Consider the following 12,902-nt stretch of genomic DNA (forward strand, 5'->3'; position numbering starts at 1 on the left):
CCCACGCTCTGCGTGGGAATGCCTCAATGGACGCTCCGCGTCTGCTTCGACAGGGACGCGGAGCGTCCCGGGCTGCATTCCCACGCAGAGCGTGGGAACGATCACCTTAGGTACGGAACCGTCGCACCAACCCATCCAGCTCATTCGACAACCCGGCCAGGCTCTGGGAATCCAGCCGCGCCGAGTTCGCCAGTTCGGCCACCAATTGTGCATCGCCATGGATCTGGCTGATGTGCCGGTTGATGTCTTCGGCCACCTGATGCTGTTGCTCCGCCGCCGTGGCAATCTGGGTGTTCATGTCGCGGATCACGTCCACCGACTCGCGGATCTGCCCGAAGCTGTTGCGCGCTTCGCCGATGCGCGTCACCGATTGCTGGGACACCTCAAGGCTCGCATGCATCTGCTGGGTCACCTGGCTGGTGCGCTTGGCCAGGTTGCCCAGCAGCCCGTCGATTTCCGCGGTGGAATCGGCCGTGCGCTTGGCCAGTGCCCGCACTTCATCGGCCACCACCGCAAAACCACGACCCTGTTCACCGGCCCGCGCCGCTTCGATGGCCGCGTTCAGCGCCAGCAGGTTGGTCTGCTCGGCGATCGAGCGAATGGTCCCCAGGATCGACTGGATGTCATTGCTGTCGCGCTCGAGCTGTTGCATCGACTGGGCCGACTGTTCGATTTCCTGGCTCAGGCGATCGACGCTGCTGACAGCCGCGTCAATCTGTTGCTGGCCTTCGCGGGCCTGGCGCTGGCCGCTGTCGGCGGACTCGGCCGCCTGGCTGCAGGAGCGCGCCACTTCGTTGGCGGTGGCGACCATTTCGTGGAATGCCGTGGACACCATGTCCACCGCTTCACGCTGGCGTCCAGCGGCTTCGGCCATGTCGCTGGAGACCTGGGTCGAGCTCTTGGACGTGGCCAGGATGCTGGTCGCGGCGCCACCAATGCTCTGGATCAGGTTGCGAATCGCGGCCAGGAACTGGTTGAACCAGTTGGCCAGTTGCGCGGTTTCGTCGCTGCCGCGGATTTGCAGGCTCTTGGTCAGGTCGCCTTCACCCTGGGCAATGCCTTCCAGGCCATCGGCCACGCTGCGGATCGGCCGCACGATGACGCTGGCGAAACTGGCGCCGACGACGGCGAAGATGACCGCCAGTACCGCGGCGATGATGGCGATCAACCAGGTCAGTTGGGTGGCGGTGCTCATCACATCGCTCTGCTTGATCAGGCCGATGAAGGTCCAGCCCAGTTGCTCGGACGGCCAGACGTTGGCCATGTAGCGCTCGCCATTGAGTTCGACTTCGACCAGGCCTTTGCCGGCCTTGGCCAGTTGCGCATAACCTTCGCCGAGGCTGCCCAGGGCCTTGAAGTTGTGTTCCGGTTGCTTCGGATCGACCAGTACGGTGCCGGAGTTTTCCAGCAGCATCAGGTAGCCGGTTTCGCCGAGCTTGATCTGCTTGACCAGTTCGGTGAGCTGCTTGAGCGACACGTCGATGCTGACCACGCCGCCGTTGGTGCCCAGCTTGTTGTCGATGGTGCGTACGGTACTGACGTAGGACGTATCGTTTTCGGCCCAGTAATAGGCTTCGGTACGGAACGGCTTGCCCGGTTTGGCCTGGGCTGCCTTGTACCAGGGGCGCTGGCGCGGGTCGTAGTTGGCCAGTTTGGCGTCGTCCGGCCACGACACATAACCACCGGCCGCGGTGCCGAGGATGGCGTAGGCGTAAGACGGATGGGCGTTGCCCAGGTCCTGCAGGAAGCCGAAGACTTTCTTGTCCATTTCGCCCTGGGGAATGCTGGCGGCGTTGGCGTTCATGTAGGTCTTGAGGCTGTCGTCGGAGTTGGTGATCAGCGGTTGCCGGGCCAGGTACTCGACGTTCTGGCTGATGCCGTCGAAGAACAGTTGCATGGCATTGCTGACCTGACGGATCTCGCGACCGCTGTTGTCGACGAATTCGTCCTTGGCATCACTGCGCAAGTTCAGTACGACGAGGGTGGCGACCAGTACCACCGGCAAGCAGGCGATGATTGCAAACGCCCAGGTCAGTTTCTGTTTGATGTTCATCCGCGCTCCAGATTTTCTTGTAGGCCCACGCAGTGCAGATGACTCGCGGTTTATTGGCAGCCGTAAACGTTGTTGATCCCGGTTCCCTGGGTGCGGCATCGTTATTGTTGTAAAAACGATTGTCGGACAAATCACTTTGTCACTTAGGACTTCGGCTGTTGCCTGCGGAAATTGAGGGCTGTTTTGAAAAATCACCCGAACGGTACGTCGGCACCCCCTCCCCCGAATGGATGGATTGCCGTATAACGAATGACTTTCGCGTGTTTGGTAATAAAGGACCCACAATAAAAGCTGATGAAGACTCCAAAACGCATTGAACCCCTGATCGAGGACGGTCTGGTCGACGAGGTGCTGCGCCCACTCATGAGTGGTAAAGAAGCAGCTGTTTATGTGGTGCGCTGCGGCAACCAGTTACGTTGCGCGAAAGTCTACAAGGAGGCGAATAAACGCAGTTTTCGTCAGGCGGCCGAGTATCAGGAAGGCCGCAAGGTGCGCAACAGCCGCCAGGCCCGGGCCATGGCCAAGGGCTCCAAGTTTGGCCGCAAGGAAACCGAAGACGCTTGGCAGAATGCCGAAGTGGCGGCGTTGTTCCGCCTGGCCAATGCCGGTGTGCGGGTCCCCAAGCCGTATGACTTCCTTGAGGGCGTGCTGCTCATGGAGCTGGTGGCCGATGAGTACGGCGATGCGGCTCCGCGCCTGAATGACGTGGTACTGGAGCCGGATCAGGCGCGCGAATACCACGCGTTCCTGATTTCGCAGATCGTGCTGATGCTGTGTACCGGCCTGGTGCACGGTGACCTGTCCGAGTTCAACGTGCTGTTGACCCCGACCGGCCCGGTGATCATCGACTTGCCGCAAGCGGTTGACGCGGCGGGTAACAACCACGCGTTCAGCATGCTGGAGCGGGATGTGGGCAACATGGCGTCCTATTTCGGACGGTTTGCGCCAGAGTTGAAAAAGACCCGCTACGCCAAGGAGATGTGGGCCTTGTACGAGGCGGGTACTTTGCACCCGGCCAGCGTCCTGACCGGCGAATTCGACGAGCCGGAAGAGCTGGCTGACGTCGGCGGCATCATGCGCGAGATCGAGGCCGCACGCCTGGATGAAGAGCGCAAGCAAGCGGCGCGTGCCGCGGACGATGCGCCACCGGGCAAAACCGAAGAACCGCCTCCGCCCTGGATGCAGTGATCGGTTAATCAAAAACCCGGCTTCGGCCGGGTTTTTTGTGGGTGCAGTTGATCGTTCCCACGCTCTGCGTGGGAATGCCGCCAGGGACGCTCCGCGTTCCGCTTCTGAATGTGACGCAGAGCGTCACGGGATGCATTCCCACGCAGAGCGTGGGAACGATCGTGCGCGATACGGTGTGGGATGGAAGCTTAAATATTCGGCGGCTCTGCACAACACCCCGACTCAAGATTCTTCAGAATCGGACAATCCGGTCGATGATCCCCCTGACAATGCTCGACCAGGTCCTGCAACGTATCGCGCAGTTGTCCCAGCTCACGAATCTTCTGGTTCAACTCATCGATATGCTGCCGGGCCAGCGCCTTCACATCGGCACTGGCACGCTGGCGGTCCTGCCAGAGGGTCAGCAGCTTGCCGACCTCTTCCAGGGAAAACCCCAGGTCCCGGGACCGCTTGATGAACGCCAGCGTATGCAGGTCGTCATCGCTGTACACCCGGTAACCGCTGTCGGTGCGATGGGCCGCCTTGAGCAGGCCGATGGACTCGTAATAACGAATCATCTTCGCACTCAGGCCGCTGTGGCGGGCTGCTTGGCCGATGTTCATCGGTTGTCCTCCAGATCCTCGGGTTTCCAGGTTTTCAACAGTAGCGCATTGCTCACCACGCTCACACTCGACAACGCCATGGCCGCACCGGCGAGCACCGGGTTGAGGAAACCGAAGGCCGCCAGGGGTATGCCGATCAGGTTATAGACGAAGGCCCAGAACAGGTTCTGCCGGATCTTCGCGTAGGTCTTGCGGCTGATCTCCAGCGCCGCGGGCACCAATCGCGGATCGCCGCGCATCAGGGTGATCCCGGCGGCGTGCATGGCCACGTCGGTGCCGCCCCCCATGGCGATGCCGATATCCGCCGCGGCCAGTGCCGGCGCATCGTTGATGCCGTCGCCGACCATCGCCACCACACCGGTTTTCTTCAGCATGGCGACTTCGGCGGCTTTGTCCGCCGGCAGCACCTCGGCGTGCACGTCCTTGATGCCCAGTGCATCGGCGACCACTTTGGCGCTGCCACGGTTGTCGCCGGTCAGCAGGTGACTGCTGATATGGCGTGCGCTGAGTTGTTGCACGGCTTGCAGCGCGCCAGGCTTGAGCGTGTCACCAAAGGCGAACAATCCCAGTACTCGCGGTACAGGGCTTTGCTCGATCAACCAGGACAGGGTCCGGCCTTCGGTTTCCCAGGCCGTTGCCGAATCGGCCAATTCACCTGCGCCCAATCCGCTTTCTTCCAGTAGACGCCGATTACCCAGCGCCAGCCGACGACCATCAAGGCTGCCTGCAATGCCGCGCCCCGTCAGGGACTGGCTGTCGCTGACATCGGCCACGGTCAGGCCGCGTTGTGCGCACTCGTCCAGCACTGCCTTGGCCAGCGGATGCTCACTGCCGCGTTGCAAGGCGCCGGCCAGTTGCAGCAGGGTGCTTTCGTCACCCTCGACGGTACTCAAGTGGGCGATGCGTGGGGCGCCAGAGGTCAGGGTGCCGGTTTTGTCGAACACCACCGAACTGACTTCATGGGCGCGTTCCAGTGCTTCGGCGTCCTTGATCAGGATTCCATGACGCGCCGCCACCCCGGTGCCGGCCATGATCGCCGTCGGCGTGGCCAGGCCCAGTGCGCAAGGGCAGGCGATCACCAGCACAGCCACGGCATTGATCAGCGCGGCTTCCAGCGGCGCGCCATACAGCCACCAGCCGATCAAGGTCGCAAGTGCCAGCAGCAGGACCACCGGCACGAAGACCTGGCTGACTTTATCCACCAGTTTCTGGATCGGTGCCTTGGCCGCCTGAGCGTCCTCAACCAGGCGAATGATGCGCGCCAGCACCGTTTCCGCGCCGAGTGCCAGGGTACGCACCAGCAACCGGCCTTCACCATTGATCGCGCCGCCGGTGACTTGATCGCCGGGTTGCTTGGGCACCGGCAGGCTCTCGCCGCTGATCAACGCTTCGTCGGCATGGCTCTGGCCGTCGACCACTTCACCGTCCACCGGAAAGCGTTCGCCGGGTTTGACCAGCACCAGGTCATTGAGGCGCAGGGCGCTGATGGCGACCTCCTGCTCGCGGCCGTCGACCACCTGGATCGCCCGCTCCGGGCGCAGCGCTTCCAGGGCGCGAATGGCGCTGGCGGTCTGGCGCTTGGCGCGGCTTTCCAGGTACTTGCCCAACAACACCAGGGCAATCACCACGGCCGAGGCTTCGAAGTACAGGTGCGGCATGCGCCCGGCGGCGGTAGCCCATTCGTAGACACTCAAGCCATAACCGGCGCTGGTGCCCAGCGCGACCAGCAGGTCCATATTGCCAGCACCGGCACGCACGGCTTTCCAGGCGGCCACATAGAACCGCGCGCCGAAGATGAATTGCACCGGCGTGGCCAAGGCGAACTGCGCCCAGGCCGGGAGCATCCAGTGCACGCCGAACGGTTGCAGCAACATCGGCAAGACCAGCGGCAAGGCGAGGGTCATGGCCGCGATCAAGGCCCAGCGCTCGCGGTGCAGTCGGGTTTGCTGCGTGTCGATGTGTGGCTGATCGTCTTGCCAGACGCTGGCGGCGTAACCGGCCCTGGTCACGGCGCCGATCAGGGCTTGTGGATCGACCTGCCCGAGCAGCTCAAGATGGGCGCGTTCATTGGCCAGGTTGACGCTGACGCTCTTGACCCCCGGCACCTTGCTCAGAGCCCGTTCGACCCGGCCGGCGCAGGAGGCGCACGTCATGCCGTCGATGCTCAATTCCAAACGCTGCTGCGGCACGCTGTATCCGGCTTTTTGCACCGCCTCCATCAAGGCCGGCAGGCTGTCGGCCGGCGCTTGAACCCTGGCCTGCTCGGTGGCCAGGTTGACGCTGACGGCACTGGCGCCGATGACTTTGCTCAAGGCGCGCTCGACACGCCCGGCGCAGCTGGCGCAGGTCATGCCGGCAATCGGCAGATCGAAAGTAGTGGATTCGGACATCGGTCACGCTCCCTGTAGAAGATGCCTACAGGATCAACCTTGCCATGCTGGCAAGGTCAAGCGCAAAGATCGATATTGCTGGGGTGTACCCGCCGCACCGCGTTATCGTTCTGTGCTTTTGTAGGAGCCAGGCTTGCCGGCGAACCAGACGCCGCGGTTTACCTGCTGCACCGCGTTATCGTTCTTCGCGGGCAAGCCTCGCTCCTACAGGTCGGTACCGATCAGTAGCCGAGGCCGGCACGCTTGAGATACATCCCGTCCTGCGTCATCGCAATCCGGTACTTCAACACGTCACCGGCCTTGAGCTGAATGTCCTGCGAACCCGGCGCCAGCATGCCCGGGTTGCACCCCGGTGCCTGGCCCGGCAGCAGCTTCAGGCGCAGCGACACATTGCCTGGCGGCAAGTTGAACGAAGTGCTTTGCTCCTGGAACAGCCGCGCCGCCAACTGGTCCTGGATGTACACGCCGATCTCGCAGCTGGTGGCGACTTCCAGGCGCTCGCGGGAAATGATCAGCACGCCATAATCCTCCCCGGCGGCATTGACCGGGGTTGTGGCGGTGAAAAGGCTGAGCAGGCCAAACAGGCTGAAAGCTGACCAGCGCATGGCTGAATCTCCTGGGATCAAGTCGTAGATGAACGCAGCTTGGCCGAGCGCGAAGCCGATTGCCAGCCCGGCAGTTCACTTCAGAACTTGACCTTGCCATGGTGGCAAGCTCGAGACTGTAGTTCACCTCATCCAAATGCCACATTGAAGGAGTCATCCATGCAAGTGTTCAACGTTGAAGGCATGTCCTGCGGTCACTGCGTCAAGGCGATCACCCAGGCTGTGCAGGCCAGGGACCCGGCGGCGAGTGTGCGGGTCGACCTGGCAGCCAGGGAAGTCGGGGTCGAGAGTGCATTGAGCGCCGAGCAAGTGATCAAGCTCATCAGTGAAGAAGGCTACCGCGTGCAGCTGGCCTGACTTTTTAATAGTTAGCGAGCTAACTTAATGTTCAAGGCGTCCATGCGCGGCTAGACTGTCGGCCTGCCGACTTCTGTCCCATGGGATGCCTGATGAATTTTCGCACAATCCTGATTCTTGGCGCCTTGAGCGCTTTCGGTCCGCTGGCGATCGATTTCTATCTGCCGGCGTTCCCGGCGATGGCGCTCGCCTTCGGCACCGACGAAAAACACGTTCAGCTGACGTTGGCCGCGTATTTCCTCGGCTTGTCCATTGGTCAACTGGCCTACGGCCCGGTGGCTGACCGTTTCGGGCGACGCATTCCGTTGTTGATCGGCGTCGGGCTGTTTACCGCCGCGTCGTTGGCGTGCGCGTATGCGCCGAACCTGGACTGGCTGATCGGCGCGCGGTTCATCCAGGCACTGGGCGGTTGCGCAGGGATGGTGATCTCGCGGGCGGTGGTCAGCGATAAATGCGATGCGGTGGGCTCGGCGAAAGTCTTTTCGCAATTGATGCTGGTGATGGGCCTGGCGCCGATTCTTGCACCGATGCTCGGCGGCTTGCTGGTCAACACCACCGGTTGGCAGTCGATCTTCCTGGCACTCACCGGTTTCAGCGCCTTGGCAGGCCTGGCCGTGGCATTGGGCTTGCCGGAAAGCATGCCCGCCCATTTGCCCCGTCAACCCTTGGCCGGGGCGTTGCGTCAGTACGCACGTTTGCTCAAGGACCCGGTGTACCTCGGCCATGCCTTGACGGGCGGTATCGCCATCGCCGGCATGTTTTCCTACATCGCCGGGTCGCCGTTCATCTTCATCAAGCTGTATGGCGTCCCGGCCGAACATTTTGGCTGGTTCTTCGGTGCCAACGCGGCGGGGTTCATCCTGGTGGCCCAAGTCAATGCGCGACTGTTGGCCAAGCGTGGTCCGGCGTTCCTGCTGACTCGCACCGTGTGGATTTACCTCGGTGCCGGCCTGGCGTTGCTCGCCGTCAGTGCGCTGCACACCGCACAGCTGTGGCCGTTGCTGATTCCGTTGTTCGTCTGCATCGCCAGCCTCGGTTGCATCCTGCCCAACGCCTCGGCCTGCGCGATGAACGGCCAGGGCGCCCGCGCCGGCAGTGCCTCGGCCATGCTCGGATGCCTGCAATTCAGTGTCGCGGCAGGCGCCGCGGCGCTGGTCGGTGTCTTGCACGACGGCAGCGCCATGCCGATGGCCATGGTCATCAGCCTGTGCGGGATTCTGGTGGTGAGCGCGGCGCTGCTCACCCGGCGTTTGCAGAATGCCCGGGCGCTGGTGCAAGCCCAGGTTTGAGGGCGGACTCAGCCAACAGCGCGCTGTTGGCGGTCGGGTATCTGGTGCGGGGCGTGTAATCGCGCTTCAAGGGTATTGGTGAAGGCGCGGGCTTCGGCTTCGCTGCGGAAGGTGACGGCATGTTGATCCAGGCGGACCTGCCACTGGGACTTTGCCAATTCTTTTATCAGGATCTTCATTACTGACCTCCTCAAGTAAAAGATTGTCTCGCAGAGGCTTCGATTGTAGTCCTGAATACGAACGCTATTGTGACAAGGCACAACTCTCGGACTGACGGTTTGTAACAAAAAACATCGCAGTCCGAGGGCCGCTCCTGCAGACGCTTAAAACCCTTCCAGCACAATCTTGCCCTTGGATTTTCCGCTTTCCAGCAGTGCATGGGCACGCCGCAGGTTTGCCGCATTGATGGTGCCGAAGTGTTCGCCAACCGTGGTTTTGAGCGTGCCGGCGTCGATCAGCTCGGCGACCCGGTTGAGCAGTTTGTGCTGTTCGATCATGTCCGCGGTTTCGAACAGTGAGCGGGTGTACATGAACTCCCAGTGCAGCGACAGGCTCTTGCGCTTGAGCTTGGTCACGTCGAGGGTTTTCGGGTCGTCGATCAGGGCCAGCTTGCCTTGCGGTGCCAACGCCTCGACCAGTTGATCCAGGTGATGATCGGTCTGGGTCAGGCTGGCGACATGGGTCACCTGATCGATGCCGGCCTGTTTGAGGCCCTGGCTTAGAGGCTGGCTGTGGTCGATCACCTGATCGGCCCCCAGCGCCTTCACCCAGCTTTGGGTTTGCGGGCGCGAAGCGGTACCAATCACGTTCAGGCCCGTGAGCTGTTTGGCCAGTTGCGTGAGGATCGAGCCGACGCCACCGGCCGCACCGACGATCAGCAGGCTCTGGCCTTCATCGGTCTTGCCTTCGCGCACCTGCAGGCGCTCGAAAAGCAGCTCCCACGCGGTAATGGCGGTCAACGGCAGGGCAGCGGCTTCAGCGAAACCCAGGGTTTTCGGCATATGGCCGACGATTCGTTCATCCACCACGTGCAACTCGCTGTTACCCCCGGCGCGGGCGATGGAGCCGGCGTAGAAGACCTTGTCGCCGGCCTTGAACAGCGTCACTTCACTGCCAACCGACTTGACCACGCCGGCTACGTCCCAGCCCAGCACTTTGGCCACACCGGCTTCAGGCTGGACGTTCTGACGGACCTTGGTGTCCACCGGGTTGACCGAGATGGCCTTGACTTCCACCAGCAGGTCACGGGGACCAGCGACCGGCTCTGGCAGTTCGATGTCTTGCAGGGCGTTTTCATCGCTGATCGGCAGCGAGGCGTAATAGGCAACGGCTTTCATGGAAGACTCCCAAATAGCTATCTGAAGAAAGATTCGATGGGGCGGATGATTGGCTATTTCTATGCAAGATAAAACCCGCTAAAACAGCAGTCTCTTTCAATGTTTTTTTGATAATAAAGGCTTCACATGCTGCGATTCGATGATTTGCAGTTGTTTGTCCGGGCGGCGGACCTGGGCAGCCTGTCTGCGGCCGCACGGGGCATGGACATGTCGGCGGCGGTGGCGAGCGCGGCGTTGAAGCGCATCGAGCAGCAGCTGGGTGCCCGGCTGCTGGCCCGCTCGACCCGCAGCCTGCGCCTGACTGCTGAAGGCGAAGGTTTTCTAGAGTACGCCCGGGCGGCCTTGAGTCATCTCGACGAAGGCCGGCGTTTGTTGGCCAGTGGCCAGGATCAGGTCAGCGGCGTCCTGCAGCTGTCGGCACCGTCGGACTTTGGTCGCAACCTGCTGTTGCCCTGGCTGGACGAGTTTCAGCGCGAGCACCCGAAGCTGACCGTGCGCCTGCTGCTGGGCGACCGCATCGCCGATCTGTTCCGCCAGCCAGTGGACATCGCCCTGCGCTACGGCGAGCCGGAAGATTCCAGCCTGGTGGCGCTGCCCATCGCCCCGCACAATCGTCGCGTGCTGTGTGCCGCACCCGACTATCTCGCCCGGCGTGGCGAGCCGCGCCAACTGGAGCAACTGGCCCAACACAATTGCCTGCTGTTCATGCTGGGCAGCCGGGTGCACGACCACTGGAGTTTTCATGACGGCAAGCGTGAGGTCGGCCTGACTGTCAGTGGTGATCGTTTCAGTGACGATGCCGATGTCGTGCGCTTGTGGGCCCTGGCTGGGGCCGGAATCGCCTACAAATCCTGGCTCGACGTGGCCGCCGATGTGCTCGCGGGACGCTTGAAAGTGTTGATGCCGGAACTGCTCTGTGAGCGCGCACCGCTGAATCTGTTGTGCGCCCACCGCGCACAATTGAGCAAGCCGGTGAACCTTCTGCGGGAAATGCTTGCCAGCCGATGCGCCGGCTTGAGTAGTCATTTTCCAGGCTTATCAAGAATCGATCATTAGTCGCAGGCAAAAAGCGAAATTTCCCTCAGGAACTATCAGCATCGGCGGTTTGCAGAGGGCAGGATCTGGCGGTCAACCGGCCTATACTTACGCTTGCCTCGTGAACGCACCGTCGATCCAAAGGGCGAGCCCGGTTTATGGCAGTTTCCACGTTTGGCCGACGGCACATGACGGGTCAAGATATCTCTGAGCAGCAGGACGATACGATTCAACAGGGAGTGAGTACATGGAACATGCACCTTGCATCAGCCAGATAGCCACGTTGCTGGCTGACCCGAAGCGCAGCGCAATGATGTGGGCCTTGATGGACGGTTCGGCGCGACATACCGAAGAGTTGGCCTTGATGGCCGGCCTGTCACCGTCTTCGGCCAGTGCACACCTGGGGCGGTTGTTGGCCGGAGGCCTGTTGAAAGTAGAAGCCCGTGGGCGAAAGCGCTTCTTTCGCCTGACGGCGCCCGAAGTCGGTGTCGCGATCGAAGCCCTGGCCAGTGCCACGCTGGCCAGCACACCGCAGGATATCCCCGACATCTTCAAACGCACCGCCCCCTTGGCCAAACCTCAGCCGAGGGGTTCATCGTTGTTGCGCGCACGGCTTTGTGACGACCATCTGGGGGGCACCCTGGCCGCCGATCTGTACCAGCGCCTGCTGGAGGCGGGCTGGATTGAACAGTTCGATCAACGGGTCACGGTCACACTCAAGGGTTCGACACAGTTGGCGTCACGCGGTGTGTTCATTCAGGCGCTGGCCCATCGCAACGGCAAGGTTGCCTGTGCGTGTCCCGACTGGAGCGAAAGACGCCCGCACCTGGGCGGAGCCCTGGGCGCGGCGTTGCTGCAGCTGTTCATGCAGTCCGGTTGGTTGAGCTTGCCCGTGGATTCTCGTGCCCTGCAGCTTACCGCCGCCGGGCAGAAAGAAATTCACCGTTTCGCCAAGCAAACCGAGCTGGAAATGGCGTTGTAGGAGCTGGCTTGCCAGCGAAGGCGGGCTGACTGTCAACATCGATGTTGATAGTGATGGCCTCTTCGCTGGCAAGTCGGGTCGCCGCATCGCAGCTCCTACAAAAACCTCTATCAGGGTTTTACCAACCGGGCATCCAGGCTGTTCTGCGCCAGGCGTTTGGCCTGGTCCTGGGTCATGCCCAGATCGGTATACAAGGCATGGAAGTTTTCCGTGACGTAACCGCCGAAGTACGCCGGGTCATCGGAGTTCACGGTCACTTTCACGCCACGTTCGAGCATGTCGAGAATATTGTGCTGCGACATGTGATCGAACACACAGAGCTTGGTGTTGGACAGTGGGCACACGGTCAGCGGAATCTGCTCGTCGATGATGCGCTGCATCAAGCGTTCATCTTCGATGGCACGCACGCCATGGTCGATGCGCTGGATTTTCAGCAGGTCGAGGGCTTCCCAGATGTACTCGGGCGGGCCTTCTTCACCGGCGTGGGCGACCGTCAGGAAACCTTCGCCACGGGCGCGATCGAACACGCGCTGGAACTTGCTCGGTGGGTGCCCCATCTCGGAGCTGTCCAGACCCACGGCGACAAACGCATCGCGGAACGGCAGCGCCTGGTCGAGGGTTTTCTGCGCCTGCTCTTCGCTCAAGTGGCGCAGGAAACTCAGGATCAAACCGCTGGTGATACCCAGTTGCTGCTCACCATCTTTCAACGCAGCCGCGATGCCGTTGAGCACCACTTCGAATGGAATGCCACGGTCGGTGTGGGTCTGCGGGTCGAAGAACGGTTCGGTGTGAATCACGTTCTGCGCCTTGCAGCGCAACAGATAGGCCCAGGTCAGGTCGTAGAAATCCTGGGAGGTGCGCAGCACGTCGGCGCCCTGGTAGTACAGGTCGAGGAATTCCTGCAGGTTATTGAAGGCGTAGGCCTTGCGCAGGGTTTCGACATCGCTCCACGGCAGGGCGATCTTGTTGCGTTCGGCCAGGGCAAACAGCAGTTCAGGTTCCAGCGAGCCTTCCAGGTGCAGGTGCAGTTCTGCCTTGGGCAGGGCGTTCAGCCAGTCGTACAT

General features: G+C 61.8%; 12 protein-coding genes. 5 read left to right on the forward strand and 7 right to left on the reverse strand.

Annotation, left to right across the window (positions count from 1 at the left end):
- Positions 1-106: 106 nt before the first annotated feature.
- Positions 107-2,053, reverse strand: a complete 1,947-nt coding sequence (locus HFK74_RS14710; RefSeq protein WP_180204121.1) for a methyl-accepting chemotaxis protein — start codon at positions 2,051-2,053, stop codon at positions 107-109.
- Positions 2,054-2,347: 294 nt separating this feature from the next.
- On the opposite strand from HFK74_RS14710, the gene HFK74_RS14715 reads away from it, so the two are divergent.
- A complete protein-coding gene (locus HFK74_RS14715; protein ID WP_008066229.1) occupies positions 2,348-3,241 on the forward strand; it encodes a PA4780 family RIO1-like protein kinase in 894 nt (297 codons plus the stop codon).
- Between the two features lie 188 nt (positions 3,242-3,429).
- On the opposite strand, the gene cueR is transcribed toward HFK74_RS14715, so the two are convergent.
- From cueR to HFK74_RS14730, 3 genes are all read right to left on the reverse strand, one after another.
- Entirely contained in the window at positions 3,430-3,843 is a 414-nt protein-coding gene (cueR, locus tag HFK74_RS14720) for a Cu(I)-responsive transcriptional regulator (protein ID WP_180204122.1), read from the reverse strand.
- Positions 3,840-6,233, reverse strand: coding sequence for a heavy metal translocating P-type ATPase (locus HFK74_RS14725; protein ID WP_180204123.1), 2,394 nt, complete (start codon positions 6,231-6,233; stop codon positions 3,840-3,842). Before HFK74_RS14725 ends, cueR begins: the two co-directional genes overlap by 4 nt.
- A gap of 221 nt (positions 6,234-6,454) precedes the next feature.
- On the reverse strand, positions 6,455-6,838 hold the full coding sequence (locus HFK74_RS14730; RefSeq protein WP_180204124.1) for a hypothetical protein: 384 nt from the start codon (positions 6,836-6,838) through the stop codon (positions 6,455-6,457).
- Between the two features lie 159 nt (positions 6,839-6,997).
- Between HFK74_RS14730 and HFK74_RS14735 the strand changes: the two genes are divergently transcribed.
- A complete protein-coding gene (locus HFK74_RS14735; RefSeq protein WP_180204125.1) occupies positions 6,998-7,195 on the forward strand; it encodes a heavy-metal-associated domain-containing protein in 198 nt (65 codons plus the stop codon).
- 92 nt (positions 7,196-7,287) lie between these two features.
- The gene (locus HFK74_RS14740) at positions 7,288-8,484 is read left to right on the forward strand and encodes a multidrug effflux MFS transporter (RefSeq protein WP_180204126.1); all 1,197 of its coding nucleotides are present in this window, start codon (positions 7,288-7,290) and stop codon (positions 8,482-8,484) included.
- Positions 8,485-8,492: 8 nt separating this feature from the next.
- On the opposite strand, the gene HFK74_RS14745 is transcribed toward HFK74_RS14740, so the two are convergent.
- Positions 8,493-8,663, reverse strand: a complete 171-nt coding sequence (locus tag HFK74_RS14745; RefSeq protein WP_008066222.1) for a hypothetical protein — start codon at positions 8,661-8,663, stop codon at positions 8,493-8,495.
- Positions 8,664-8,807: 144 nt separating this feature from the next.
- Entirely contained in the window at positions 8,808-9,821 is a 1,014-nt protein-coding gene (locus HFK74_RS14750) for a zinc-binding alcohol dehydrogenase family protein (protein WP_180204127.1), read from the reverse strand.
- 126 nt (positions 9,822-9,947) lie between these two features.
- Here HFK74_RS14750 and HFK74_RS14755 point away from each other — a divergent pair, with 126 nt between their 5' ends.
- Both HFK74_RS14755 and HFK74_RS14760 read left to right on the forward strand, forming a co-directional pair.
- Positions 9,948-10,877: a LysR family transcriptional regulator gene (locus HFK74_RS14755; protein WP_180204128.1), complete on the forward strand. Its 930-nt coding sequence runs from the start codon at positions 9,948-9,950 to the stop codon at positions 10,875-10,877.
- A 226-nt stretch (positions 10,878-11,103) separates the two neighbouring features.
- The gene (locus tag HFK74_RS14760) at positions 11,104-11,838 is read left to right on the forward strand and encodes a helix-turn-helix transcriptional regulator (RefSeq protein ID WP_180204129.1); all 735 of its coding nucleotides are present in this window, start codon (positions 11,104-11,106) and stop codon (positions 11,836-11,838) included.
- A gap of 110 nt (positions 11,839-11,948) precedes the next feature.
- Here HFK74_RS14760 and HFK74_RS14765 read toward each other — a convergent pair whose 3' ends face one another.
- Positions 11,949-12,902 carry an adenosine deaminase gene (locus HFK74_RS14765; RefSeq protein WP_020796340.1) on the reverse strand — a complete coding sequence of 318 codons (954 nt, stop codon included), beginning with the start codon at positions 12,900-12,902 and terminating at the stop codon, positions 11,949-11,951.

Source organism: Pseudomonas sp. SbOxS1 (assembly GCF_013416725.1).
Lineage (GTDB): Bacteria > Pseudomonadota > Gammaproteobacteria > Pseudomonadales > Pseudomonadaceae > Aquipseudomonas.